This window comes from Rhodomicrobium lacus (assembly GCF_003992725.1).
Taxonomy (GTDB): Bacteria; Pseudomonadota; Alphaproteobacteria; order Rhizobiales; family Rhodomicrobiaceae; genus Rhodomicrobium; species Rhodomicrobium lacus.
In genome coordinates this window covers 535536-560180 of sequence record NZ_RZNF01000012.1, presented here as the reverse complement: position 1 = coordinate 560180, position 24645 = coordinate 535536, and the positions used below count along the sequence as shown (strand labels likewise).

The 24645-nt window shown below is 62.7% G+C and carries 24 protein-coding genes; 9 read left to right on the top strand and 15 right to left on the bottom strand.

The features are described from left to right. Window positions 1-89 precede the first annotated feature (89 nt). On the top strand, window positions 90-671 hold the full coding sequence (locus EK416_RS11965) for a tyrosine phosphatase family protein (protein WP_127077766.1): 582 nt from the start codon (window positions 90-92) through the stop codon (window positions 669-671). A gap of 115 nt (window positions 672-786) precedes the next feature. On the opposite strand, the gene EK416_RS11960 is transcribed toward EK416_RS11965, so the two are convergent. After that, entirely contained in the window at window positions 787-993 is a 207-nt protein-coding gene (locus EK416_RS11960; RefSeq protein WP_127077764.1) for a TOBE domain-containing protein, read from the bottom strand. 345 nt (window positions 994-1338) lie between these two features. On the opposite strand from EK416_RS11960, the gene EK416_RS11955 reads away from it, so the two are divergent. Continuing rightward, the gene (locus EK416_RS11955; RefSeq protein ID WP_127077762.1) at window positions 1339-2124 is read left to right on the top strand and encodes an HAD-IIB family hydrolase; all 786 of its coding nucleotides are present in this window, start codon (window positions 1339-1341) and stop codon (window positions 2122-2124) included. Window positions 2125-2297: 173 nt separating this feature from the next. Here EK416_RS11955 and ppc read toward each other — a convergent pair whose 3' ends face one another. Then, window positions 2298-5057 (bottom strand): phosphoenolpyruvate carboxylase, encoded by a 2760-nt coding sequence (gene ppc, locus EK416_RS11950; RefSeq protein ID WP_127077760.1) that lies wholly within the window; start codon window positions 5055-5057, stop codon window positions 2298-2300. Between the two features lie 296 nt (window positions 5058-5353). On the opposite strand from ppc, the gene modA reads away from it, so the two are divergent. Genes modA through modC form a run of 3 tightly spaced genes read left to right on the top strand, consistent with a single transcriptional unit; the run spans window position 5354 to window position 7988 of the window. Then, the gene (gene modA / locus EK416_RS11945; protein WP_127077758.1) at window positions 5354-6151 is read left to right on the top strand and encodes a molybdate ABC transporter substrate-binding protein; all 798 of its coding nucleotides are present in this window, start codon (window positions 5354-5356) and stop codon (window positions 6149-6151) included. Further along, window positions 6148-6855 carry a molybdate ABC transporter permease subunit gene (gene modB / locus EK416_RS11940; protein WP_127077756.1) on the top strand — a complete coding sequence of 236 codons (708 nt, stop codon included), beginning with the start codon at window positions 6148-6150 and terminating at the stop codon, window positions 6853-6855. Before modA ends, modB begins: the two co-directional genes overlap by 4 nt. Beyond that, window positions 6852-7988, top strand: coding sequence for a molybdenum ABC transporter ATP-binding protein (gene modC / locus EK416_RS11935; protein ID WP_127077754.1), 1137 nt, complete (start codon window positions 6852-6854; stop codon window positions 7986-7988). The genes modB and modC overlap by 4 nt, the downstream gene beginning before the upstream one ends. An 11-nt stretch (window positions 7989-7999) precedes the next feature. On the opposite strand, the gene EK416_RS11930 is transcribed toward modC, so the two are convergent. Beyond that, window positions 8000-8911 carry a bestrophin family protein gene (locus EK416_RS11930; RefSeq protein WP_127077752.1) on the bottom strand — a complete coding sequence of 304 codons (912 nt, stop codon included), beginning with the start codon at window positions 8909-8911 and terminating at the stop codon, window positions 8000-8002. 306 nt (window positions 8912-9217) lie between these two features. Then, the gene (locus EK416_RS11925) at window positions 9218-10651 is read right to left on the bottom strand and encodes a hypothetical protein (RefSeq protein ID WP_127077750.1); all 1434 of its coding nucleotides are present in this window, start codon (window positions 10649-10651) and stop codon (window positions 9218-9220) included. Between the two features lie 309 nt (window positions 10652-10960). Here EK416_RS11925 and EK416_RS11920 point away from each other — a divergent pair, with 309 nt between their 5' ends. Beyond that, entirely contained in the window at window positions 10961-12472 is a 1512-nt protein-coding gene (locus EK416_RS11920) for a phosphomannomutase/phosphoglucomutase (protein WP_127077748.1), read from the top strand. 378 nt (window positions 12473-12850) lie between these two features. Then, entirely contained in the window at window positions 12851-13399 is a 549-nt protein-coding gene (locus EK416_RS11915; RefSeq protein ID WP_127077746.1) for a hypothetical protein, read from the top strand. 152 nt (window positions 13400-13551) lie between these two features. Here the strand turns inward: EK416_RS11915 and EK416_RS11910 are convergent, their stop codons facing one another. Both EK416_RS11910 and EK416_RS11905 read right to left on the bottom strand, forming a co-directional pair. Further along, window positions 13552-14067, bottom strand: a complete 516-nt coding sequence (locus EK416_RS11910; protein ID WP_245434036.1) for a TIGR02301 family protein — start codon at window positions 14065-14067, stop codon at window positions 13552-13554. A gap of 5 nt (window positions 14068-14072) precedes the next feature. After that, a complete protein-coding gene (locus EK416_RS11905) occupies window positions 14073-14504 on the bottom strand; it encodes an NUDIX hydrolase (RefSeq protein WP_164730003.1) in 432 nt (143 codons plus the stop codon). Between the two features lie 181 nt (window positions 14505-14685). Between EK416_RS11905 and EK416_RS11900 the strand changes: the two genes are divergently transcribed. Next, complete coding sequence (locus tag EK416_RS11900; protein ID WP_127077742.1) at window positions 14686-15456, top strand: glutamine amidotransferase; 771 nt, start codon at window positions 14686-14688, stop codon at window positions 15454-15456. A gap of 114 nt (window positions 15457-15570) precedes the next feature. On the opposite strand, the gene folD is transcribed toward EK416_RS11900, so the two are convergent. From folD to EK416_RS11875, 5 genes are all read right to left on the bottom strand, one after another. Continuing rightward, the gene (gene folD, locus EK416_RS11895) at window positions 15571-16458 is read right to left on the bottom strand and encodes a bifunctional methylenetetrahydrofolate dehydrogenase/methenyltetrahydrofolate cyclohydrolase FolD (protein ID WP_127077740.1); all 888 of its coding nucleotides are present in this window, start codon (window positions 16456-16458) and stop codon (window positions 15571-15573) included. A 117-nt stretch (window positions 16459-16575) separates the two neighbouring features. Continuing rightward, on the bottom strand, window positions 16576-16893 hold the full coding sequence (locus EK416_RS11890) for a DUF167 domain-containing protein (protein ID WP_127077737.1): 318 nt from the start codon (window positions 16891-16893) through the stop codon (window positions 16576-16578). Between the two features lie 19 nt (window positions 16894-16912). Next, on the bottom strand, window positions 16913-17194 hold the full coding sequence (locus EK416_RS11885) for a YggT family protein (RefSeq protein ID WP_127077735.1): 282 nt from the start codon (window positions 17192-17194) through the stop codon (window positions 16913-16915). A 441-nt stretch (window positions 17195-17635) separates the two neighbouring features. Beyond that, a complete protein-coding gene (locus EK416_RS11880; RefSeq protein ID WP_127077733.1) occupies window positions 17636-18985 on the bottom strand; it encodes a porin in 1350 nt (449 codons plus the stop codon). A 592-nt stretch (window positions 18986-19577) separates the two neighbouring features. After that, window positions 19578-20951, bottom strand: coding sequence for a (Fe-S)-binding protein (locus EK416_RS11875; RefSeq protein ID WP_127077731.1), 1374 nt, complete (start codon window positions 20949-20951; stop codon window positions 19578-19580). 259 nt (window positions 20952-21210) lie between these two features. Here EK416_RS11875 and EK416_RS11870 point away from each other — a divergent pair, with 259 nt between their 5' ends. Further along, window positions 21211-21651, top strand: coding sequence for a hypothetical protein (locus EK416_RS11870; RefSeq protein ID WP_127077729.1), 441 nt, complete (start codon window positions 21211-21213; stop codon window positions 21649-21651). A gap of 58 nt (window positions 21652-21709) precedes the next feature. Here the strand turns inward: EK416_RS11870 and EK416_RS11865 are convergent, their stop codons facing one another. From EK416_RS11865 to EK416_RS11850, 4 genes are all read right to left on the bottom strand, one after another. After that, on the bottom strand, window positions 21710-22135 hold the full coding sequence (locus tag EK416_RS11865; RefSeq protein ID WP_127077727.1) for an EVE domain-containing protein: 426 nt from the start codon (window positions 22133-22135) through the stop codon (window positions 21710-21712). A 7-nt stretch (window positions 22136-22142) separates the two neighbouring features. Further along, entirely contained in the window at window positions 22143-22907 is a 765-nt protein-coding gene (locus EK416_RS11860) for a DUF1223 domain-containing protein (protein WP_127077725.1), read from the bottom strand. A 203-nt stretch (window positions 22908-23110) separates the two neighbouring features. Further along, the gene (fmt, locus tag EK416_RS11855) at window positions 23111-24043 is read right to left on the bottom strand and encodes a methionyl-tRNA formyltransferase (protein ID WP_127077723.1); all 933 of its coding nucleotides are present in this window, start codon (window positions 24041-24043) and stop codon (window positions 23111-23113) included. A 200-nt stretch (window positions 24044-24243) separates the two neighbouring features. Continuing rightward, a complete protein-coding gene (locus EK416_RS11850; protein WP_127077721.1) occupies window positions 24244-24645 on the bottom strand; it encodes a hypothetical protein in 402 nt (133 codons plus the stop codon).

Here is a 24645-nt window from a genome sequence, read left to right as displayed (position 1 = left end):
CGAAATCGGGCTTGTTTCGGTCCGCGGCGCTCCGATTTTGGGCTATAAGAGGTCCGCGGGAGCCGATCTGTCGAAGGGGAAATTCCACGATGCCGCTAATCGAAACGCCGTTCCTCACCACTGTCTGCGGTCTTGAGGAACTGGCCGGGCATTCGTCGCGCGAGGTGAGCCATGTTCTGTCGATTCTCGATCCTGACGAGCCAGAGCCGGAGGCATTCGGCGCTTATGGGGAGCACGCTCGACTTGAGATGCGGTTTCACGACATCATAGAGGAGACTGCCGGACACGTCGCTCCTACGCCCGATGATGTGGCAAGAATGCTGGCGTTCGGCCGCGATTCGGAAGCCGAGGCCGGAAGCCTCAGGCACCTGCTCGTTCATTGCCACATGGGAATTTCGCGCTCGACCGCCATGATGGCGCTGCTTCTGGCTCAGTCGCAAACGGTGCTGTCCGCCGACACGATCATGCAGCACATTCTGGCGATGCGGGACAAGGCATGGCCGAACCTGCGCATTCTTGAATATGGCGAGGCGATCCTTGGCCGGGACGGCGAATTCACGCGCGCGGCGGGGGCGATCTACCGGATTCAGCTCGAACGCCGGCCGGAAATCCGCAATTTCTTCATCAACGCCGGACGTGGCCGCGAAATCGAGACGGCGGACCGCGTGTAGATTGAAAAAAGCAGCGCGGCAATTGCAGCGCTGCTTTTTATTCTCAGGGATTATCCATCCAAAGAAAAGCGCGAGTGATGACGACCGCGCTTCCTCGGTTGGCGGAGTGCAAAACTTACTTCACGGCGATGATGACATCGGAAGACTTGATGATCGCCGATGCCTCCTGACCTTCTTTCAGGCCCAGATCTTCGACGGATTCATTCGTGATCGAGGCCGTGATGGGTGTGCCACCGACATCGAGGACCACATGAGCCGTCGTCGCCCCCTTGATAACTTTCGTTATTTTACCGGTGAACACATTCCGGGCGCTGACTTTCATCGGGCGGTTCCTTCTTCAAACGATCAGTATAAAGTCGCATCGTAAAATATGGCTTTTCCGGGAAACTGCAAGTGCGGATTCAAGGCAATGTTGTAATCGCCCATGCCCGCTACACCATCTTCCAAATGACCGAGGTTGCTGTGCCGCGTGACCTGTTTCGCCGCATCCTGGAGATGATTGACGACGCTCGCCCACGGAAACCGGCTCCATGTTGACGGGCGGATGGGCCACCCATCTTGGAAATATCGGTTACATCTCCATTGTGGATTCACACCGCAAAGGCTTGTTAAGCTTCTAAAAATTTATAACGTTTTTTCTCGCTCATTGTCTCTGATCAGGTCGACCATGCTTCCTCTGGCCCAAGCCGATGTTTCGATTTTCAGGAATGTTCGTTTCGTATTGACCGATATGGATGAAACGCTGACCCATCATGGGCGCTTGGCCGCGGCGGCCTATCATGCTCTGGAACGATTGCAACAGGCGGGGATCAAAGTCATTCCGGTGACGGCTGCTCCGGCAGGGTGGTGCGATCAGATGGCCCGGATGTGGCCGGTGGATGGCGTGATCGGCGAAAATGGCGGGTTCTTTTTTGAACGCGAGCCCACCCGGCATGGCGTAAAACGGAACTTCTGGCATGCGCCCGAACATCATGAAAAATTGGCAGAAGAATTGGCCCGGATCGGTCAGCGGGTTTTAACCGCCGTTCCGTCCGCCCGGTTTGCCGAAGATCAAAAATTCCGGCTGACCTCAATCGCCTTTGCGCAACCCCATGACCCGGACATGGCGGCAGCCATCCTTGCCGCACTGCGCGAAAACAAGGCCGATACAACGGTCAACAACCTGTGGATTCTGGGGTGGTTGGGGGGATACGACAAACTTGCTATGGCCCGTCGGGTTTTGGCCGAGACCTATCAAACGGATATTGCCGTGGAAAATCAGGCGGTTCTTTATGTGGGGGATTCGACCAACGATGCACCAATGTTTGCCTTTTTCCGGCATTCGGTGGGGGTCAGCACCGTAACGCGCTATTTATCCGAAATTCCCACGGCGCCCCAGTGGATTACCAACGGGCCGGGCGGTGTGGGGTTTGTCGAAGCCGCCAACGTGGTCATTGCTGCCCAAACGGGCTGAATTATTGCTGAACCTGTGCCGAGGTCTGTCCGACTTCTTCCTGCCTCGGTGATGGTGGGGCGGGTGGTCCAGCGTTTGGCTTTCTCATACGCGCGGCCAGCATCGGCTGATCCATCTGTATACTTAATTATATATATCACTTGCCTCCAAGGAAGCTGTGTGGAGTTCTTACGTCAGCCGGTATTCCGTATCCCGGCGGCCACGCCGTTGATCGAAATCTGGATCGCGAGACGGATTTTCTCCGCGTGATCGCCACGCCGCCAGCGTCTCAGCAACTCGACCTGGAGATGGTTCAGCGGCGCGATATAGGGAATGCGCCGCGAGATCACGCGCGCGAGCGGCGGATTGTCGGCAAGGCGATCCGGCGAGCCGGTGATGATGTTCAACGCTTCGACGGTGGCGTTCCATTCCACGAGCAGCGCTCCCGTTACACGGCTTGCAAGCTGTCTGTCCGGCACGAGATCGGCATAGCGGCGCGCGATCCGCATGTCAGCCTTTGCAAGCACCATGTCCATGTTGGAAAGCAGCGTGCGGAAGAACGGCCACTCCCGACGCATGCGCCGCAAAAGCGCGGTGCGCTCGAACGGGGCTTCCTTCGCGTAGGCGCGCACCGCCGTGCCGAAGCCGTACCAGCCCGGCAGCGCCGCGCGCGCCTGCCCCCAGGAGAAGCTCCATGGGATCGCGCGCAGATCCTCGATGCGCTGGTTCGCCTTTCTGGAGGCGGGGCGCGAGCCGATGTTGAGTTCCGCTATTTCCGCGATGGGCGTTGCGGCGAAGAAGAAGGCGTCGAAGCCCTCCAGATCGTAGACCAGCGCGCGATAGGATTTCATGCTCAGCGCCGAAAGCTCCTCGGCCGCTTCGAGAAACTCGGGCGGGACGGGCTGACGGGGCGACAGCAACGTCGCTTCGATGGATGCGGCGGCAAGCGACTCGAGATTGCGGCGGGCGATTTCCGCATGCGCATATTTCGACGCGATCACCTCGCCCTGTTCCGTGATGCGGATCTGGCCGTTTACCGTGCCTGCGGGCTGCGCCAATACGGCCTGATAGGTCGGGCCGCCGCCGCGTCCCACCGTGCCGCCGCGCCCGTGGAAAAGGCGCAGGCGAAGCCCGTCTTCCGAGCAGAGCCGTTCCAGAGCCACCGACGCGCGGCATACTTCCCAGTTGCTCGTGAAAAAGCCGCCGTCCTTGTTGCTGTCGGAATAGCCGAGCATGACTTCCTGAATGCCGTCGCCCGCCGCCGCGAGCGAATGGATGCCGGGCAGCGCGAGGAAGTCGCGCATGATGTGCTCGGCGCGGCGAAGGTCGGGGATGGTCTCGAACAGCGGCACCACGATCAGCGCCGCGCGCGCGTCCGCGTCGCCAAGCGCGCCCTTCATCAGTCCCGCCTCTTTCTGAAGCACGATCACTTCGAGGAGGTCGCTCACGCTCTCGGTGTGGCTGATGATGTATTGCCGGATGGCGCGCTCGCCATAGGTTGCGCGCATGGCCCGCGCCGTGTCGAGGATGGCGAGTTCAGAGGCGGCGAGGTCGGAATAGGCGGCGGTCGGAATGCGAAGCTGGCGCGGATCGCGCAGCACGGAGAGCAGCACGGCCTGCTTCTCTTCCTCGCCGAGCCCCTTGTAGTCGGGCGCGACGCGCGCTGTCGCCAGAAGCTCGCCGACCACCTCCTCATGCTTGTCGGAGTTCTGACGCAGGTCGACGGTGGCGAGATGGAAGCCGAACACCTCCACCGCGCGGCGCAAGGGCCCGAGCCGCGTTTCGATCAGCGCGCCGCCCTTGTTCGCCAGCAGCGATTCTTCGATCACGACGAGGTCGGCAAGTAAATCCTCGGCCTGCGCATAAGGCTCGGCGGATGTAAGCGGCGGCCGGAGAGCGGATTTGTCGGCGAGCTTTCGCAGCGTCATCGCGAGCCGGGCGTAGATGCCTGTGAGCGCGCGGCGGTAGGGCTCGTCCGCCCGGTGCGGATCGTTGTCGTTCGAGCGTTCGGCCAGCGCCTGAAGCTCGGGCGTGCATTGGGTGAGGCGGGTGGACAGCGGCATTTCGATGCCGAGTTCATTCACTTCGGTGAGGTAGTTGCGCAGCGCGATTTCGCTTTGCCGCCTGAGAGCGAGCCTCAGCGTATCGGCGTTGACGTTCGGGTTGCCGTCGCGGTCGCCGCCGATCCACGATCCCATCTGGAAGAACGAGCCGACATGCGGCCTGCCGATGCGCTGTTCCAGCGTCTCGTAAAGGCGGGGAATCTCCGACAGAAAGCTGGACTTGTAAAAGCGCAGCGCGTTCTCGATCTCGTCGGCGACGGTGAGATGAGTGGAGCGCAGAAGCCGCGTCTGCCAAAGTTGCAGCACGCGCCCGCGTAACAAGGCTTCGTTGCGTTTCAGTTCGAGCCCGGTGAGGCGGTCGCGTTCTTCGAGCAGGCGTTCTATCGAGCTTGTCGCGTCGAGGATGCTGCGCCGCTGCACCTCGGTCGGATGCGCCGTGAGCACCGGCGAAACGAGGCTGTTCCCCAGCATGTCGAAAACGGTGTCGGGCGCGATCCCCGCCTTTGCCAGGCGCTCGAAGGTGAGGTCCAGGCTTCCTTCCTGCTCGTCGGGGCGCCGTTCGAGCGCGACCCGCGCCGCGCGGATGCGATGCCTGTCCTCGGCGATGTTGGCGAGATGCGAGAAATAGCTGAAGGCCCGCGCGATGATGACCGCCTGTTCCGGCGTGACGCGGGCCATGATGTCGTCCAGGGCGCGGGCGGCGTCGGTATCGGCTTCGCGCTCGAAGGCCACGCTCAGCCGACGGATCATCTCGATGATCCGGAAGGCTTCGTCGCCCTCCTGTTCGCGGATGGTGTCGCCCAAGAGCGCGCCGAGAAGGCGGATATCGTCCTGCAGGCGGGACTCGAGATCGGGAAGACCGCCGAGGGCAGGGCTAAGCGTGTCGATCATGGCACCTCTTTGAGCCGAACTCGTTTTTCACCCGCCGTCTTCAGCAAAGAAAACCCGGACGGCGCTGCTTCGCACAATGCGTTTTTTCGATTGGGCCCTACGGGCGGAATGTCCCTGAACCGCGCTGCGTCATTTTGCGCGAAGCCGGGCATTTTGCCTAGCGGTTCCGTGAACGGACACGCGCTCGTTTGATGTCGACAGTTTTTCCCCTCAACTATATAGACAGCGATACAACGCATATATAGACGCAGATATATCTACCCACCTGTCCGATATCGGATCGAATGAGGAAAAGAATGAGCTTCAGATCACGCTTCATGGCGACGGTCTCCGCCGCGCTTCTCTCGGCTGCGCTCGTCGTGCCGCAGGCCATCGCCGAGGAAACGAAACCCGTCATCGTCTTCGCCGCGGCGAGCCTGAAGAACGCGCTCGATGCCATCTCCGCCGACTGGCAGAAGGCGAACGAAGGCAAGTCCGTGAAGACCAGCTACGCGGCAAGTTCCGCGCTCGCCAAGCAGCTCGAACAGGATGCGCCAGCCGATATCTTCATCTCCGCCGATCTCGACTGGATGGACTACGTAGAGAAGAAGGCGCTGATCGACAACCAGACGCGCGCGAACCTGCTCGGCAACGCGATCGTCCTCATCGCGCCGAAGGATAGCACCGCGACGATCGAGCTGAAGGAAGGCGCCGATCTCGGCAAGATCCTCGGAGACGGGCGCCTCGCGGTCGGTCAGGTCACGTCCGTGCCCGCCGGCAAATACGGCAAGGCCGCGCTCGAAAAGCTGGGCCTCTGGTCGGAGGTGGAAAACAAGCTGGCGCAGGCTGAAAGCGTGCGCGCGGCGCTCCTCCTCGTCAGCCGCGGCGAAGCGCCCCTCGGCATCGTCTATGCGAGCGACGCGGTTTCCGACGCGAACGTAAAGGTCATCGCCACCTTCCCGGCCTCCTCGCATCCCGCGATCATCTATCCGATTGCGCTGACCACGAAGGCGGGCGAGGACGCGAAGTCGTTCTATAGCTTCATCAAGTCGCCCGCGGCCGCGCCTCACTTCGAGAAGCAGGGCTTCACCGTTCTCGCGGACAAGAAGTCCTGAACGACTTCTGGACGCTCAGCCCGGATGAGTGGACCGCCATCCGGCTGAGCCTCCTGGTCGCGACCGTCGCAGTCGTGGCGAGCCTGCCTTTCGGGCTCGCCATCGCTTGGGTGCTGGCGAGGCGCGAATTCTGGGGGAAGTCCCTCCTCAACGGCATCGTTCATCTTCCCCTCGTCCTGCCTCCCGTCGTGACAGGCTATCTGCTTCTTATCTCCTTCGGCAGGAAAGGCCCCGCCGGGCAGTTCTTCGAGCAGTGCTGCGGACTCGTCTTTTCGTTCCGATGGACGGGCGCTGCGCTCGCCTGCGCCGTCATGGGCTTTCCGCTCATGGTGCGCGCCATCCGCCTTTCGCTCGAATCCGTCGACCGTCGGCTCGAAGACGCGGCGGGCACTCTCGGCGCGAGTCCGGCGTGGGTGTTCCTCACGGTTACGCTGCCGCTCATCGCCTCCGGCGTCATCGCGGGCATGATCCTTTGCTTCGCGCGCGCCATGGGCGAATTCGGCGCGACGATAACTTTCGTCTCCAACATTCCCGGCGAGACTCAGACGCTGCCTTCGGCGATCTACACCTTCACGCAGGTGCCGGGCGGCGACGAAGGCGCGCTTCGGCTTACGCTCGTTTCGCTCGTCATCTCGATGGGGGCGCTGATCGCATCCGAGTGGCTGGCCCGGCGCGCGGGCGGCGCGAGGAGCATCACGTCATGATCGAAGTCGCTGTGGCGCAAAATCTCGGCGCGTTCGCGCTCGATGTCGACTTCGAGACCGACGGGCGCTTCGTTGCGCTGTTCGGCCATTCGGGGTCGGGGAAAACCACGCTCATCAACCTGATCGCGGGGCTGACGCGGCCTGCTCGCGGCCGCATCGTCATCGACGGCGAGACGCTTGTCGATACGGCGCGCGGCATCTTCGTGCCCGCCTGCAAGCGCAGGCTCGGCATGGTGTTTCAGGAAGGCCGCCTGTTCCCGCACCTGTCCGTCAAGCAGAACCTGCTCTATGGCGCATGGTTCGCGGGCGCAGTGGACAAGAGCGGCGGAGAACTCGCGCGCGTCGCCGATCTTCTCGGCATCGATCACCTTCTCGCGCGCTACCCGAACCGGCTCTCCGGCGGCGAGAAGCAGCGCGTCGCCATCGGTCGAGCGCTCCTGGCCGCGCCGAAGCTGCTCCTCATGGACGAGCCGCTCGCCTCGCTCGACGACGCGCGCAAACTCGAAATCATGCCGTATCTGGAACGGCTCCGCGACGAGGCGGGCATCCCCATCGTCTATGTGAGCCATTCGGTGGCGGAAGTGGCGCGTCTGTCCGACACGCTTGTCGTGCTCTCGGCAGGCAAGATGCGCGCGTTCGGCCCGACGCTGGATCTGATGCGGCGCGTCGATCTGTTCCCGGCAGCGGAGGGCGGCGACGATGCGGGCGCGGTCATCCTCGCCAAGGTCGAGAAGCACGATGCCGATTACGATCTCACCACTCTCGTTTCGCAGGCGGGGGAATGGCGGATGCCGCGCCTCGACATCGCCGAGGGCAAGGATGTCCGCATGCAGATCAAGGCGCGCGACGTGATGATTGCGCGCGAGAAGCCGGACGATGTCAGCGCGCTGAACGTGTTTCGCGGCGTGGTGGCGGAGCTGGGCGCTACGGATGGCCCGAGCGTCGAGCTGCGCGTCGACTGCAAGGGCGAGATGCTCGTCGCGCGGCTCACGCGCTTTTCGGTGGAGCGGCTCAAGCTTGCCGTCGGCGAACCGGTGTTCGCCATCGTGAAGTCCGTCTCGTTCGACAGGCGCACGCTCGGCTCGGGCTGGCAGGATCTTCGGGCGTCCGATGCGAGCACGGCGGCGGAATAGGCGCCGCCGCCTCAGGTGAGAAGCCAGCCGTCGACCGGCTGCAAGGGCTCCGGGATTTCCTTCGCGCCGATCGTCTCAAGAAGATCGATCTCGATGGTGCGCACCATGGCATTGAGGGGCAGGCCGTTGGGCAAAAGGCTGAAAGGCTCCTCCAACTCGTCGCCGACGGCATCGAGGCCGAAGAATGCGTAAGCCAGCACAAGGGTGAAAAGCGGCGTTGCAAGCCCGCAGGTCTCCCAAAGGCCGAACGGCGAGACAAGGCAGAAAATCCACGATGTCCGGTGCAGCAGCAGCGAATAGGCGAAGGGCGCGGGCGTGTTCTTGATCCGCTCGCAGGCGGTCTGGATCGCGTTCATTTCCTCCACGCGGTCTTCAAGCATCCGCAGCAGGATCTCGCCGCAGTTTCCCCTGCGATGGACGTCGACGATTTCCACCGTCAGGAGCTGAAGGACGGCCTGAGGCCGGTTGCGGGTCGCGAGCACCGCGACCGCCTCCGCCTCCGAGAGCCAGGGGCGCAAAGCGGCCGCCTCGTCTTGCCCGCGAAGGCGTGCCGCAAGCACGGCGGCGAAACCGATGGAACGCCGCGCGATCCGCTCCGTCACTTCGGGATCGTGCAGCGCACGCGCCTCGCGAGCGAGCGCCCGCGACTGAGCGATGAGATGGCCCCATTGCTTGCGTGCTTCCCACCAGCGGTCGTAGCAGGCGTTGTTCCGAAAGCCGAGGAAGATGGACAGCACAAGGCCGATCAGGCTGAAGGGCGCCAGCGAAACCGACGGCAGCGGTTCCGACCACACATGCGGGAAGACGGCCACGAAGGTCGACACGACGGCAACGATGAGCAGCCGCTGCCAGATCTGAATCACCACGGTTCCGCGCAAGGTAAACAGCATCGCCAGCATGTTCGGCGACTTGCGAACGATCATCTCGGGAATCTCTCGCCAGGACGGCGGACGCCGTCGACTTGAAGGAAGGGCAAAATCGGTGTGAGCGCTGCCACGCTCGCACGTTTTGTCGCAGTCTAGTGGTCCGATTCCGACATTTGCATCGTTTGCAGCACGCTTGCGAGCAAATGTCGGAATCGAAAAGACCACTAGCAATATCATGATTCTAGTGGAGTTTTGAATTTGACATTTGCTCGCAAGCGCGCAGCCACCGGGACTCAAATGTCAAATTCGCTCCACTAGCGTCAATTGCGCATGCAATTATGGCAGCCACGCCCGAGCTTGCGATCAGCGCGCCAGCGGCAGGGTGAGTGCAAGCACAAGGCAACTCAGGAAAAGCGCGGCCAGCGTAAAGAGCCCGTTCCATTTGTAGGCCACCTCGCCGGGACGGCGGTTGACGAGCGACGCCGTCATCACGAGCGACGAGTTGAACGGCGATGATATGACCGAGCATGTCCAGCCCGCTGCGATGGCAAGCACGATGGCCGTCTTGGAAAGGCCGGGCATGTCGACGGACGCGACAGCGCTCGCAAGGATGGTCGCGCCGATCATCGGATTGAGCCCGATCTGCCCCATCGCCGCAACGCTGAGGCAAAGCCCGCAGGCGAACAGCGCGGGCGGCAGCGGTATCGTGTGGAAGAAGGCGCGCATCGCATCCTGCGGCACGAGCGCGACGAGGGCAGCGCCCAGGAAGCCCGACGCCGCGAAGACCGCGATTTCGTTCGCATAGCCCGGAAATGCCGCGACGCCCTTGTCGATGAGGATTGCGGCGCTCGCCTTCACAGGCGCGGGCCGCGCGCTCGCCATCGAGATGCCGAGCGCCCACAGGAAGGCGTAAACGGGCACCGCGACGAGAAGCGCAGTCTGGAACGACAGGTCCAGCTCGCGCTCGACGAAGCCCGTCGCAACCGAAATCGCCGCGACATGGCCGATCAATGCGGCGACCGCGAGCATCCCGCCTGCTATCCTCTGCGGTTCCTGCCGCTGAAATCCTTTCGGCTTCTGCACCTGATCGAAAATCCAGCCGAGCAGAATGAACGCCGTTGCGCCGAGGATGCCAAGCGGCCCTGCTTCCGCCCATGTCAAGCCGGGCACCGAGACGAGCAGCAGATTGAAGGAAACGCCGAGCGGCGACCAGAACACGATGGCGGAAAAGCCGCGCAGCGCCGCCGCTGTCATGCGCCGCTCGCGCCAGGCGACGATCCGTTCATTGCCGCCCGCCGCTTTCAGCGTGTTGGCGTCGCGCACCATCTCGACGAGAAGCGCCAGGCCGCCGATGTTGAGCAGGACGCCGAAGAAATGCGCTCCGAAGGACAGCGACAGATAACGGCGCGAGGGCGGCTGGTTCACGAGGTGGCGACCTGCGAGCGCGATCATCGTGGACGCGCTCGCCGCCGCGCGCAGAAGGCCGAGCAGCGCAATGAAGGTCGGCAGATAAACCATTCGACTCGCGCCGGCGCCAAGGATCGCAATGCCCCCGGGCTGGAATGCGGCGAAGATGCCTATCGCCGCGCAGCCCGCGAGCAGGATCTTCGCGTTCAGGATCATGCGGTTCCAGACACAGGCGAAATAGGCGATCAGGAACGGCAGCGCGATGAAGGCGGCTGGCCTCCATCCCGTGAACACATCCACGAAGGCGAGCGCGATCACCGCGACAAGGAAAAGCGATGCCCGAGGCAACGCCTTCAGCCGCGACCAGGTGGCGGTATCATCGTTCGACATGGGCGTGGGAATAGTTCGGAATCAAATCTCTGAAGTGGGTTCGCCATTTGATGCATCCGGCGGTGGACGCTCAAATCAAACCAACTTTCGGCTCGCATCGAACGGGTACGCCGGAGCATCCGGACGCTCGACATGCTCTTATAGCCGGATCGGCTTCTTGGAAAGACCCGGACTGTATCCGCTCTTGCACGCATCCCGGCGAAGAGCGTCGGCGTCGACCGGGACACAGCCGTCACCGAACAAACTTGGCAGCCCCGTGCAACGCAGGTATGCCAGTGTTCAATCACAGAAAGCCCCCCCGGAGCCGTCATGACAGCCGCAGTATTTCCCAAGCCGCGCACGGACATCAGGCCGAACACGGCGGAATTCGAGCGTCTTCCCTATGTCAAGCCGACGGGTTTTCGCGAATACGACGCGCGCTGGCTGTTCCCGCAGGAGATCAATCTCATGGGAATGCAGGCGCTGGGGATCGGGCTCACGACCCTGATGCGCGAGCGGGGCGTGCCGGTGCGCATCGTGACGGGCCATGACTACCGCTCCTATTCGTCGAGCATCAAATCCGCGCTCATCGCCGGGCTGCTGGCGGGCGGCGCCGAGGTTCACGATATCGGCCTTGCGCTCTCGCCGACCGCCTATTTCGCGCAGTTCGCGCTTGAAGTGGAGGGCGTGGCGATGGTCACTGCGAGCCACAACGACAATGGCTGGACCGGCATCAAGCTCGGCATGGCGCGGCCGCTCACCTTCGGCCCGGAAGACATGAGCGAACTCAAGGCGATCGTGCTCGAAGGCCGCTTCGCGCCGCATGAGGGCGGGACGTGTCATTTCCACGGCGACATCGCCGAACGCTATATCGCCGATCTCACCGACCGCAAGCCCCTCACGCGCAGGATCAAGGCGGTGGTTGCGTGCGGCAACGGCACGGCGGGCGCTTTCGCGCCGGAGGTGCTGGCGAAGCTCGGCGTGGAGGTTATCCCGCTCAACACCGATCTCGACTACACCTTCCCCAACCATAACCCCAACCCGGAATCGCTGAAGATGCTGCATGCGGTGTCGAACGCGGTGCGGCTCTCGGGCGCCGATGTCGGCCTTGCCTTCGACGGCGACGGCGACCGTTGCGGCGTGGTCGACAACGAAGGCACGGAGATTTTCGCCGACAAGGTTGGCGTGATGCTCGCGCGCGATATTTCGGGTTTGCACAACGACGCGAAATTCGTGGTGGACGTGAAGTCGACGGGTCTGTTCTCAACGGACCCCGTGCTCGTCAAGAACGGTGCCCAGACCGCCTACTGGAAGACCGGCCATTCCTATATCAAGCGCTACAGTCACCAGACGGGCGCGCTCGTCGGCTTCGAGAAGTCGGGCCATTATTTCTTCAACCCGCCGCTCGGGCGCGGCTATGACGACGGCATCGTGTCGGCCATCGCGATTTGCGACATGCTTTCGCGCAACCCCGACAAGACCATGGCGGAGCTTTACCGCGATCTGCCGAAGACGTGGCAGTCGCCGACGATGTCGCCCCATTGCGACGACGAGAAGAAATATGACGTGGTCGACCGCGTGATCGCGCATTTCAAGGCGATCGCGGACCAGGGCGGCGAGATCGCGGGCCAGAAGATTTCCGAAATCCTCACCGTGAACGGAATCCGCCTCGTGCTCGAAGACGGTACGTGGGGCCTCGTGCGCGCCTCGTCGAACAAGCCGGAACTCGTGGTCGTCGTTGAAAGTCCAGCATCGGACGCGAACATGCGCGCGATCTTCGCCGAGATCGACCAGCATCTCGCCACCTATCCCGAGATCGGCGAATATAATCAGAAAATCTGATCCAGGCGACGACTGCCGCCGGTGTGGTCCGACATCCGCGCCTTCGGCTCGCCGGATTTCCGCTCTCGCAGCCTTCGCAGAAATGCCGAGACTTAGGTCTGGCATACAACATATTGTCGCAGGCATTTTACTTGATAAGAGACTGAAAAATTAACGAATTTTAATACAGAGCGTCGCCGAGCGACCTCCCCGCTTCTGGCATCGCAATTTGGAGCCGCGGCACCGCCTTAATTAAACTTTAGCGAAAAAGGTCGCCGGTCGCCAGCGGAAGCTGTGCCACATGAGCCGGCGAGGATGATCTCGACGCCGACGCGACGCTGAAAGCGCGCATGTCCGGTGTAAGCATCCTCTGTCATCACTCGTAACAGGTAGGTGAGTATGCGACTGCTTCTCACAGCAGCCATTGTCATGCTTTTCGCAATTCCGGCCAACGCAACCCATCGGCATCGTCATCACGCCAAGCAGCTCGGTACGAGCGAGGCGAGCCTCGGCAGAGGCAGCAGCGGCGGCCTCGTCACAATCACCACGGCAGCCGGGCCGATCCGCGTCGCCGCTCATCTCGCCGGGCGCTTTCAGGCCCTGATCGCCGACTTCGTCGCGCACGGCTACAAGCCGCGTTCGGTCCATTGCCATGCTCACGGCGGACATGTTCCCAACTCGCGTCACTACTCGGGCGCGGCCTGCGATTTCGATCAGCGCGGCTGGGGGCTGACGACCTCTTTCATGTACCAGGCGCGCGCAATCATCGCCAAACATGGCTTCCGCGACGGATGCAGTTTCAACGATTGCGGCCATGTGGATGATGGCGGCGCGGTTCGCTACGCTGCGCGGAAACAGCAAAGGCCGGGCGTGCGGAGCGCGAATGCACGCGGACAGAAGCGCTATTACGTGCGCTATGCCCGAGACGACGACGATTCCGATAGCTGAGCGGTCGACTGACATCGATGTCGCAAAGGCTCATGCCGTCCCCGGCGATGATTTCGGGGACGGCAAGAGCAAATGTTGTCTCGTTTCATGAAATCCGCCGCGTTTCCTTGTGCCGTTGCCGTTAAAAGCAAGGTGATACGGGGAGGACAGGGCTATTTGTCGTTCGCGGCGAGCCCGTCGGTGATGGTCGTGGCCTGATCCATGAAACGCTTGATCGCAACCAGTGCCGGTTGTGTGCACGTCCGGTAGGTGCGGGAGTAGTCTCGATAGCCGCGATTGAAGGCTTCGACGAGCTTGGCCCGCCTCAGCGCGCTCGTTCCTTCCGAACTGACAAGCTCGCGCATATGCTCGCGCCAGACCTGCCCCTCATTCGCCCCGCAAAGCTCCCGCAAATAGTGCAAGGTGCCAAGAATCTCGGCAAGGCGGAAAAGCTGTGCGTCGTAAGGGCGGTCTTCGGAGCCGAGTTTGCCCTGCGGCGCGGCTTCCTGCTGAACCTGGGGCGGCGGCGGAGCGGGCTGCTGGCGCGGGGGCGCGCGGCGCTGTTGCTGCGGAGGCTGTTGCGGTTGCAATAACCTGTCGAAGAACTGCGCCTCGGCGGGTTGCATCGCTGCGAAGGCCGCCCACGCCATGGCGATCGCCGCAGCGCCTCTCAGACATTTCCGTGTCATGCCTATCATGATGAGCCTTTGCAGAGTGCAGCCTTCGCGCTCCGTATTGCCGTCTCAAGCCCCGGCGTGCAGGTGAGGTGTCCGCGCTGCTCGTCGGTAAAAAAACAAGCCTCGGTAACATCGCTGCCCGCGACAGGCGCGCCGGTAACGGCTTCCGTCGCGAAAACGGCAATCATGAAGTGTGCAATCACCGCGCCCTCGTCGTCCCGCGCTATCGCATCGGCAACATCGCCCAAAGTCAAAGCCGAGGCAAGAAGCCCTGTCTCCTCGAAGAGTTCGCGGGATGCTGCCTCGCGCGCGGTTTCGCCGAGAAGCACCGCGCCACCGGGCAGCGACCACATCCCGGCATAGGGCTGTTTGCTGCGCCGAACGAGAAGCGTGGCCAGACCTCGAAAAACCGCTATCGCAACTCCGGCGCGAGGATAGAACGAAGACATTGCGCGATCCCTTTCGCCGAAAGCTTTCTTCTTTATTGTCCGCCGGCCCGTCGTCGGGGGTTGAAACCCCGGCCTGTAGCCTTTAGGTTGTAGCTTCTCGAACGGTAATACTCCCGTTCGAGCTATTGTGGCACATGTCTTGAGTATTGCACCGGCATCATGGTTTTGTTGCAAGTGACACATGTCTGAATTGCTTTCATTTACCGGCCCGGCAAATCCGGCTCAGCATGCCAGGGAACCTGTTCTCGTCGTCATGCATCGACGCGAGTCCCAGCCGGGAGCCGTCGGTCAACTGCTCCGAGCGCACGGGCATGCCCTCGACATCAGGCGGCCGCGCTTCGGGGATCCTCTTCCCGCTTCGCTCGACGGATATGCGGGTGCAATGGTGTTCGGCGGTCCGATGAGCGCCAACGATCCCGACGATTACATCCGTCGCGAAATCGACTGGATCGGCGTACCTCTTTCCGAGGGCAAACCCTTCCTCGGCATATGCCTTGGCGCGCAGATGCTGGCGAAGCATCTCGGCGCGACGGTTACGCCGCACCCGGCAGGCCATCTTGAGGCGGGATGGGAACCGATCCATCCGCACGACCAGACTCTGGGGCCGTGGCCGAGCCACGTCTATCACTGGCATTTCGAGGGCTTTTCGCTCTGCCGCGACTCGGTGCGGCTGGCGGCGGGCGAAGTGTTCGAAAATCAGGCGTTTCGCCACGGCAGCAACGCTTTCGGTCTGCAATTCCATCCCGAGATCACGCTTGCGATGATCCACGGCTGGACGGTGCGCGGCGCCGCCAAGCTCGCGCATCCGGGTGCTCAGAATGCCAAAGGCCATATCGAATCGCACGCCCTGCACGGAGCGAAGCTCCGCGCGTGGACGGCGCATTTTATCGATACGTGGCTGAAGAGCGCCGACCGGCGGGAGGCAGCGCCCGATCTTCAGCGCGCGGCTTGACGCGACGAAAGCGATCCCGGAGCGCCTGCCGCGGAAGCGGCAAGGGTTGCCGCAGGGAACGCCACACTGTGGCCGGAGCGTTCTCGCCACCGGCGAGGCTGCCGGACGACGGCGCTACACGCCGCCCCACTCCAGCCCCGCGCGCAGATAAGCGGCGCGGCAGGTGTTGACCATCAGATAGGCCACCGTCATCGGCCCGACGCCGCCCGGCACCGGCGTGATCGCGCCCGCGACATGCTTCGCGCTCTCGAAATCCACGTCGCCGACGAGCTTCGACTTGCCGTCGAGCGCGGGCACGCGATTGATGCCGACATCCACCACGATCGCGCCCGGCTTGATCCACTTGCCCGGAATCATGCTCGGGCGCCCCACGGCGGCGACGAGCACATCCGCGCCCGCGATGACGGCGGGCAGATCGCGCGTCTTCGAGTGCGCGATGGTGACGGTACAGTTTTCCTGCAACAGGAGATGCGCCATCGGCTTGCCGACGATGTTCGAGCGGCCCACGACGACCGCGTTCGCGCCCGCGAGGTTCGGGTGAACGCTCTTGATGAGCTTCAGGCAGCCGAGCGGCGTACACGGCACGAAACCGGGCAGCCCCGCGAACAGCTTGCCCGCGTTCACCACATGGAAGCCGTCGACGTCCTTCTCGGGCGCGATGGCAGCGATGGCGTCGTCCGCGTCGAGATGCGAGGGCAGGGGAAGCTGCACGAGAATGCCGTCGACCGCCGGATCGGCATTGAGCCGCGCGATCAGCGCCAGCAGCCCTGCGCGGTCGATATCGGCGGCGGGGCGCTCTTCCACCGAATGAAAGCCGAGTTCGCGCGCGAGCTTCAGCTTCGAGCGCACGTAAACCTGGCTCGCCGGGTTCTCGCCCACGAGCACCACCGCGAGCCCCGGCGCGCGCCCGGTCTTCTCCGCGAACGCCGCCGCGAGCTTTGCCGCCTCGGCCTTGATTTCCGCCGCCATGGCGACGCCGTCCAGTATCTTCGCTTCAGCCATCGCGCTCACCTTCTTTCCTTACCGCACCGCCTCGGCCGAAAAACGCTTGAATTTTTCGGGGCGGGGCTTTCGCCGCATCGGGCCATGCGAAACGCATACACCCTCCGGCGCGATGATTCAGCCCGTCTTGTCGAGAGACAGGGCAATTTTCGCGAGCAGGTCATCGGCATCGCCCGCAACCGCCACCGTCTTGAGCCGCGATTTCTGCCCCGCCGCCATGGAAACGGTCGATTTCGGCACGCCGAGCCAGCCCGCGATGAGCACCCCGAGCGCCGCATTCGCCTTGCCGTCTTCCGGCGGCGTCGTGACATAGGCTTTCAGCACGGGCTTGCCGTCGAACGCCTCGACGCCCGCGACGCGCGCCGAACTCGCCTTCGGCGTCAGCCGCACGTGAAGCAGCACGCCGCCGGGCTTCGGCGTCGCGGGAAGCGACATCGCGCTCAACGGACCGGCGCTAAAGAATCCATCCGAAGATGACGACATCGCGCAGGAAGATCAGGCCGAGGATCAGCACCACGGGCGACAGGTCAAGGCCGCCAAGATCGGGCAACACGTTGCGGATCGGGCGAAGCAGCGGCTCGGTCAGGCGATAGAGGCCGTCCGCGATGGTGTAGACCACGCGATTGCGGCGGTTCACCACGTCGAAAGCGATGAGCCAGCTCAGGATGGCGCTGATGATGATCACCCAGATGAAGAGCGAGATCACCATCGCGATGAAACCGAAAAATGCGTGCATGTGGCCGTGCTCCCCGCCAGCGCGGTGAACTTGACATTCGATGCACCCGAGCGGCGGGCTCCCTATCGAAGGTCAAATTCTCAACCGCAAAGGATTCAATAAATTGCCAGTGCTCTCAAGGCGCATGCGTTTGCTCGCGAGTAGGGAGAGGGAAAACAGACGTGCGCGCCTGAGCACTGGCTCAACGTTGCTTGTTTAGCTTGATTGGAACGGTCGCATCAAGGGGCTTTGGCTGAAGGCGGATGCGCTTGCGGTGCGGCGATGCGCGCGGGAAGGCGCTGGCGCGGCAGGTTTGCGGGCGGGCTTGCCTCGGGCGGCGCGGCGGCGCAGACATCGCTGACGCGTCGGAAGACCTGGGGCTCCGGCGAACGACGCCGCGGCGGAGCAAAAAGAAAAGGCCGCCCGAAGGCGGCCTTTCCATGAAATCCGGTTTGAACCAGATTAGAACTTCAGGCGAAGGCCGCTGATGACCGCGTCCGTCGAGTTCAGCTTGAGGTCCACACCAGCCGTGTCCTTGGCTTCGAGATCGATGTGCTGATAGATCGCATAGACGTCGAGAGCAGCCGCATCGAAGGCCTGGATCACGCCAGCGCCATAGCGCTCAGCGGTCGAGGAACCGATCCGCACTCCGCTGCCCGTATTGTCAGCCTTGAAGGTCGCGCCGGCGGCGAAGTCGTCATACTGGCCGTATTCGCCATAAACCGTCGTCGCGCCGTAATCGAGGAAGCGCTTCGAGATACCAGCCTGAATATAGAAGTAGCTAGCTTCGTTTGTGATTGCGGCGCCGAAGTTCGGGTTCGTGATTTCACGCGAGCCTGCGGCGAACGAAGCATAAAGGCCGGTCGGAACGTGCTGCGCCGAAATCGAGCCGCTCACAACTTCGAGCTTCGAACTCTTGCCCGTGCTGCTGGCCAGAACCTGACTGTTTGCCGGGGTGGTGGTATCGATGGAGACACCGTAGCTGATGCGATTGCTGCTGCTATCGCTATTCAGGCCGGACCAAGCATAACCGATGCCGGCGGCGACACGGATGGAGTTGAACTCCTTCTGGTAGCGCAGCGCGACGTCGTAGAAGTCGTTACCGGCGAACGAAGCCGAAACGATGAAGCCGTACAGCGAAGGCGTGTCGTAGCGGACAGCTTCGACGCGGCTCGAGTCCAGCGAGTTCCAGAACACGCTGGTGTTCAGGTTGCTGCGGCTGTTGCCGTCGGTGGCCTTGAAGCCGGCAAAGTAGTTGTTATCCGAGTCCGAACCGATGGTCGGAGCGAGGTTCACGTAAACGATGTCCTTCGTCGCGACGTTCTGCAGACCGACGGTCACGCGACCGAATGTCTTGCTTTCGATCCATGCGTTGTTCTGGCGCGTGCGGAAACCGTCCGTATCCCAGTTCTTGCCAGCGGAATTGTCATAAGCGACGGTGCCCGAAGCGGCGTCACGGTATTCGAATTCCTGATAGAAGCCGGCTTTCAGGTCTGACGAGATCGTGCCCGAGCCCTTGAGGCTGATGCGCGAGGAAGACTGCGTGTTGTCAACGATGTAAGCATCGCTGTCCTTGCCGTCGTCCCACGCCAGGATGGCCTTGTTGACCTGACCGGAGATCGTCAGCGAAACCTTGCGGTTGCCCTTGCGAGCCGTGGTGGCTTCGAGCTCGGCGACGCGCGCTTCGAGATCGTCAGCGCCAAGGTCAGCCGCCTTGGCAGAAGTGGTAGCGAAGGAGAGGCCGCCCATCATAAGGCCAGCAGCCGCGACAAGCGCAAAGGCGCTCGTCCTGTTGAAGATTCCCCCAGTCATGCCCATATTCCCTTTTCTCAGCGCCAAATTTGTTTGCATTGGCCGCTACGCATCTGCTTTCCCTGCGCGCTGCCATCGGTGAACCCCACGTCACCTTTTTAGTGGAGCACGCTGACAATCTACACCAACCACAGGTTGCATTGGAACCCATCCAAACTGTTCTTGGGCTGACCGGTGCAAATCGGCCACGGTGGTTTATTCCGGGTCAAGTCACGGAATTTACAGCGTAATTTCGATATTTTCGTTCAGGTGTGCTCCGTACGCCTCTTTAAGCCGGGAGCGCGGCTCAAGCGTCGCCAGCGCGGCGCGCTTCGAGAATCTGCGCGTTTGTCGGAGAGATCCGGGCGCGATCGGGCGGCCCGTGGCGGGGACAACGATAACGAGTCAGCCCCGTTTTAGCGCTCACGCGGAAATTATTGCGAGAACGCCCCCGATATCGGGGATGAATATTGCTCGTTGCTGGTTTTGAGGGCGGGTTCGGTCAAAATCCGCGCCCTGGCCACGCGGGCGGGCGCTTGCCTACCTGAAGTTGAGTCGCCCCGCGCCGGGTGGAGCGCATCCCTCAGTGCCCTGATTGCCGATTGAGGGCGTCTCACGCTCTCCGGTATGGAGGCGCTCCGGTCTCGTCGAGCGCGTCCCGCAGAACCAGCGCGATGTGGTCTGGCTTGCGGCCGGTGCCGTTCGCGATCTGGTGGCGGCACGAGAAGCCGTTTGCGACGAGCCGCGTGTCGGCGGCGGCCGCGCGCATCGCGGGCAAAAGCGACGCCTCGGCCATGGATTGGGAAACCTCGCGATGCTCGGCTTCGAGGCCGAAGCTGCCTGCCATGCCGCAACAGCTCGATTCCACGATTTCGGCTTCCAGTCCCGGAATTGCGCCGAGCGTTTTCCTGAGCGCCTTCATCGTGCCGAACGCTTTCTGATGGCAGTGCCCGTGCACCAGCACCTTTTGCGATGCGCCGTCCTTCAGCGGCAGCACGAGGCCGTTGCGCTGAATCTCGCGCGACAGGAATTCCTCGAACAGAAAGAGCTGCTTGCCTGCCGCGCCCACTTCCGCGCCGAGGCCGAGGCAATAAAGCTCGTCGCGCAGCGACAGAAGGCACGACGGTTCGATGCCGATCACGGGCGTTTTCGTCTCGATGGCGGGGCGCAGCGCGGCGAGCACGCGGGCGCCTTCGCGGCGCGCTTCGTCTACGAGCCCGTGGGTGAGGTAGGTACGGCCGCAGCAGAGCGCGCGGTCTCTTTCCGGATCGCCGGGTGCGGGCGAAAGCACGCGCACGCGATAGCCGCACGCGGTCAGCACTTGCGTCGCCGCCGCCGCGATTTCCGGCTCGAAATGCGTCGCGAAGCAATCGGCGAACAGATAGACATCGCCGCGCGGCGCGGGCGTTTCCGGGACTTGATGCTCGTATTGCCGCCGTGCGGGCATCGGCAGCGGCGCCTTTGCGGCGATCCCGAACAGGCGCTCGGCGAGCTTTGCCGCCAGCTTCGAGCGGTTGCGAAAGCCGATGGCGGCGCGCAGGAGCCCGCGGTGATAGGTCGTCCAGCGCGGCAGGTTCGCGAAAAGCCACGTACGCCGCGGCACGCCCTGCGCGGCGTTGCGCTGCGCAAGATATTCCGTCTTGATGAGCGTCATGTCGACCGCGCTCGGGCATTCCTTCTTGCAGCCCTTGCAGGACACGCACAGGTCCATCGCCTCGGCGAGCCGCGCGTCCGTGAACGGCTCGGCGCCATACTGCCCGTTGAGCGCGGCCTTGAAGGCGGCGACGCGGGCCTCCGGCGAATGCGCCGGGTCGTCTGTGACGCGGAAGCTCGGGCACATGAGGCCCTTGCCTTTCTTGCGGCAGTCGCGGCTGTGCATGCAGACCGCCACGGCTTTTGCATAATTGCCGCCGGTGGCGGGAATGCCCGAGTAGGCGTCGCCGATGCCATAGGTGTCGTAGGCCGACCAGTCGAGGTAGGTTTTCATACAAAGGCTCCCGTCAGGGGGGCAGAAGCAAGAAGGCGGCCATGCAGGAGGGAAATTGCCCGATTTCGCTTCATGCGCGGCGACGAAGCGCGGGGCCTATCTCATATCTTTTCCGGCGCGTGAAACCCATTTATAATGTGCTGCAAGGTTCGGCCCAAAGAAAGAGGTTAGAGAATAGTCTTCGATCCGCTTGTCCGGCTCGGTCCGCCGGGGAGGCGTCAGCGCTTTGACAGGCGGTAAGCCTGAGAAGGAGAGAGCGATGGGAGGCAACGAAAGCACCAAGGTCGATGCGAACTCTCAGAGCGAAGAGATTGCCGCCGATCCAGCCGCTGGCGGTGCGAGCGGGCAGGAGGACCGGCCTATTGCGGTCGCCATTGAAGATGCCGCCCTCGCGTCGCCGAACCCGGATGACCTCGCTGAGGCCGAGACCGCTCGCGGCGAAGATGCGCGTGCAGCGGAAAGCGAAATTCCGCCGCCCGATGGTCAGCCCGCTCATCACGAAACTTCGTTGTCGGATGCCGCACAGGCGCGTCAGAAGGCGCCCGCAGCAGAGCCAGCAGCTTCGCATGAGCCGCCGCCGCCCGGTGCTCCCGATCTGATCCTCGACGAGCGGCTTTCGTCCGCAGCCGCCCCATTTCTTTATCTTCTGGCGATCATCCTGCTCGCGGTGGCAGGCTACCTTGTCTATTCATTTTTATAAGACAATTCAGTAATTTATAAGGCAATTCCGGAAACGCCGGTCGCCGTTCCTGCTGGCCTCATCGCGCAGGCTTGTAGCCCCCCATGCGGCAGACGATCTCCCATTCTTCGGGCTTGACGGGCTGAACGGACAGCCGAGAGTATTTCACCAGCGCCATATCGGAGAGCTGCGGTTCGCTCTTGATTTCGGCAAGCGTGACGGGCTGGGGAATAGGCGCGACCGCAACGACGTCCACGCAATTCCACCGTCCGGTCGGATCTGTCGAATCCGGGTGAATTTCGTTCAGGACGCGGACCACGCCGACAATGCGCTTTTCATGCACGGAATGATAGAAGAAGCCGAGGTCGTCCTTTTTCATCGCCCGCATGTGTTTCTGCGCGAGGGCGTTGCGGACGCCGCTCCACTCCTCGCCCTTGGCTCCGGCCTTGAGTTGATCGTCCCAGGAAAATGTCCCCGGTTCCGTCTTGAAAAGCCAGTAAGCCATTGCGCCGTCAGTTTCCGTTGAAGCCCATGTCCACCAATGTTGCGGCAAGTATGGGACCGAGCTTTCCCGTCTGCAAGAACACGACGAGCATGTCGCCGTCTTTCGACAGCGCGTCTACCGGCAGCGAATAGGAGGTGGGCGCGCCCAGCCAGTCTCCGGCATCCGTCAAGCGGCGCACGACGTTTGTATAAGCAACCATTTGTCCGGCATTATCGCCCGCGCCGATTTTCTCAGACCGCGAGCGGAGCACGGTTGCGATCCAGAGCTTGCCGCTGCGATGGCGCGAGGGAGTGGCGCTTTCGCCGACCTCGACAAAGAGATTTCCATCTTCCTGGCGGACGGAGAGAGACACAGACTGGCTCGCGAGCGTGGCCGATGTGGACTTGATTGCCGCGTCGATCTCGCCGAGGTTGCTGCCGACGCAATTGCGCATGCCGTTCACGACGGCCAGCGGCGTGAAAACCTCGCCCCTGGTGAGAAGCGCTGCGTAATCGCGCTGGCGTTCGCCATATTCCGGGCGTGCCAGCGTGTCTTTCCAGCCGAGATAGTCCCAGTAATTGACCGGGAAACTCAGCACCACGATGCCGGGCCGACGCGAAAGCTGTTGCAGTATCCTGTGCGCCGGTGGGCAGCGGGAGCAGCCTTGACTCGAGAACAATTCCACAACGGATGTCTTCTCGTTTGGTGAACCGGCAAGCGTCGCGCTTGCCGCGCACATAATGGCGAGAGCGCCTGTGAGAAAAAGGCGGCCAACCGATGCTAAGCGCGTCAAGAGAGCCTCCGAAATCGATGGTCCGCTTTCTACCTTGCGCGGTAAGACCTTCAATTCCCAGTCACGACTCCTTGTTTTTCTTCACGTTTCGGCGATTCAAACCGCCAAAGCTATGCCGTGAATGAGATGGCATGCGGCAAGTTTCTGAAATTATGAGCTTTTCTTCGCAATCGGGCTGCTTCGACGCGCCGTCGGGCACGTCGTTACTCGAATTGTGTACCCTTGCCGAGGGGGAAGCCGCGCAGGAACTCGTCGCCGCCTACAGCACGCTTGCCCGCGCGCTGCACCCTTGTGAGCCGCACGGCCTGCGAGCCGCATGCGACCGTCAGATGCCCGTCGAGAAGCTGACCCGGATCGCCCTTGCCGGGCACCAGCACCGAGCGCAGCACCTTGACGCGCTCGCATTTGCCCCCAAGCAGCGCCTCGAACCAGGCGCCGGGATATGGAGACAGTCCGCGGATCTTGTCGTGCACTTCGGGCCCCGGACGCGACCAGTCGATACGCGTTTCGTCCTTCGAGATCTTGGCGGCGTACGTCACGCCTTCCTCGGATTGCGGCGTGAAGGCGAGTTCCCCGCGCGGAAGCCGGTCGAGCGCCGTCAGCATCAGCGGCGCGCCCATGAGCGAAAGGTGATCGTGGATTTCGCCCGCAGTGGCGTCGGCGCCGATGGAAATCCGGTCCGCGAGCGCGATAGGGCCGGTGTCGAGGCCCTCCTCCATTTTCATCACCATCACGCCGGTTTCGGTGTCGCCTGCGATGATCGCGCGCTGAATGGGCGCGGCGCCGCGCCATCGGGGCAAAAGAGAGGCGTGCAGGTTGAGACAGCCAAGCGGCGGCGCGGCGAGCACCGGCTTCGGCAGAATCAGCCCATAGGCGACGACCACGGCCACGTCCGCGCCGAGCGCCGCGAACTCGGCCTGCGCCTCGGGCTTTTTCAGCGATTTCGGCGTGAGGACATGCAAACCCGCTTCTTCGGCGAAGGCATGGACGGGCGATTTTTTCGGCTCCATGCCGCGCCCGGCGGGTCTCGGCGGCTGCGTATAAACGCCGACGACATCATGTCCGGCCGCGACGATTTCGCTAAGGGTGGGAACGGAAAAGTCCGGTGTCCCCATGAACACGACGCGCAGAACCATCGGATCGGCGTCTCCTGAATGCTTTTTCGGCTGATCGCGAGCGCGGCTTCACGCGCTCGTAACGATCCGTGAGAGGGTTGTTAAAGCGCGCGGGGGTTGATTTTGCAAGCCGTAAGCGCGCGGACGTCGCGCAAAACGAGCGGCGATTTCGCCAAACGGCCTTCCGCGGTGCACCGGGAGCGCCATGAGCGGCCTGCGGATCAGGATTGACCGGGTTGCTCTGCCTTTGCCTTCAGGAGGAGCGGCAAGGCATGATCCCGATACCAGCCGATGGCTTTGCGGATGTCTTCAGGTGCGGGATTCGCGTAGCCCGCGCCGATAAGTTCGACACAGGCGCCCGTCATCGCCATGACGATTCGCGCGTTCTCCGATACATAAGGGGCATCCGCTCCCAAGTCGTGCCGGTCTCGGATAATGCGGTAGCGCAGTGCCTCGGGTAGGGTCGAGGCGCTCGCCATGATGTCGAAAAGGCTGACCGTCCGGCCATCGACATGTACGGTTCGGCCGCGATCCTCTTCCGAGAGGCCCGCGCGCTCGACAGCTTCGGCGAAATCGATGGCCGCTGCCATTAACGCGCGGATCGTTTGCCAGTCGGTTATCAT

Coding starts and splice junctions, on each gene's coding strand:
- EK416_RS11965 (WP_127077766.1), top strand. CDS start 90: ATGCCGCTAATCGAAACGCCGTTCCTCACCACTGTCTGCGGTCTTGAG.
- EK416_RS11960 (WP_127077764.1), bottom strand. CDS start 993: ATGAAAGTCAGCGCCCGGAATGTGTTCACCGGTAAAATAACGAAAGTT.
- EK416_RS11955 (WP_127077762.1), top strand. CDS start 1,339: ATGCTTCCTCTGGCCCAAGCCGATGTTTCGATTTTCAGGAATGTTCGT.
- ppc (WP_127077760.1), bottom strand. CDS start 5,057: ATGATCGACACGCTTAGCCCTGCCCTCGGCGGTCTTCCCGATCTCGAG.
- modA (WP_127077758.1), top strand. CDS start 5,354: ATGAGCTTCAGATCACGCTTCATGGCGACGGTCTCCGCCGCGCTTCTC.
- modC (WP_127077754.1), top strand. CDS start 6,852: ATGATCGAAGTCGCTGTGGCGCAAAATCTCGGCGCGTTCGCGCTCGAT.
- EK416_RS11930 (WP_127077752.1), bottom strand. CDS start 8,911: ATGATCGTTCGCAAGTCGCCGAACATGCTGGCGATGCTGTTTACCTTG.
- EK416_RS11925 (WP_127077750.1), bottom strand. CDS start 10,651: ATGTCGAACGATGATACCGCCACCTGGTCGCGGCTGAAGGCGTTGCCT.
- EK416_RS11920 (WP_127077748.1), top strand. CDS start 10,961: ATGACAGCCGCAGTATTTCCCAAGCCGCGCACGGACATCAGGCCGAAC.
- EK416_RS11915 (WP_127077746.1), top strand. CDS start 12,851: ATGCGACTGCTTCTCACAGCAGCCATTGTCATGCTTTTCGCAATTCCG.
- EK416_RS11910 (WP_245434036.1), bottom strand. CDS start 14,067: ATGACACGGAAATGTCTGAGAGGCGCTGCGGCGATCGCCATGGCGTGG.
- EK416_RS11905 (WP_164730003.1), bottom strand. CDS start 14,504: ATGTCTTCGTTCTATCCTCGCGCCGGAGTTGCGATAGCGGTTTTTCGA.
- EK416_RS11900 (WP_127077742.1), top strand. CDS start 14,686: ATGTCTGAATTGCTTTCATTTACCGGCCCGGCAAATCCGGCTCAGCAT.
- folD (WP_127077740.1), bottom strand. CDS start 16,458: ATGGCTGAAGCGAAGATACTGGACGGCGTCGCCATGGCGGCGGAAATC.
- EK416_RS11890 (WP_127077737.1), bottom strand. CDS start 16,893: ATGTCGCTTCCCGCGACGCCGAAGCCCGGCGGCGTGCTGCTTCACGTG.
- EK416_RS11885 (WP_127077735.1), bottom strand. CDS start 17,194: ATGCACGCATTTTTCGGTTTCATCGCGATGGTGATCTCGCTCTTCATC.
- EK416_RS11880 (WP_127077733.1), bottom strand. CDS start 18,985: ATGACTGGGGGAATCTTCAACAGGACGAGCGCCTTTGCGCTTGTCGCG.
- EK416_RS11875 (WP_127077731.1), bottom strand. CDS start 20,951: ATGAAAACCTACCTCGACTGGTCGGCCTACGACACCTATGGCATCGGC.
- EK416_RS11870 (WP_127077729.1), top strand. CDS start 21,211: ATGGGAGGCAACGAAAGCACCAAGGTCGATGCGAACTCTCAGAGCGAA.
- EK416_RS11865 (WP_127077727.1), bottom strand. CDS start 22,135: ATGGCTTACTGGCTTTTCAAGACGGAACCGGGGACATTTTCCTGGGAC.
- fmt (WP_127077723.1), bottom strand. CDS start 24,043: ATGGTTCTGCGCGTCGTGTTCATGGGGACACCGGACTTTTCCGTTCCC.
- EK416_RS11850 (WP_127077721.1), bottom strand. CDS start 24,645: ATGATAACCGACTGGCAAACGATCCGCGCGTTAATGGCAGCGGCCATC.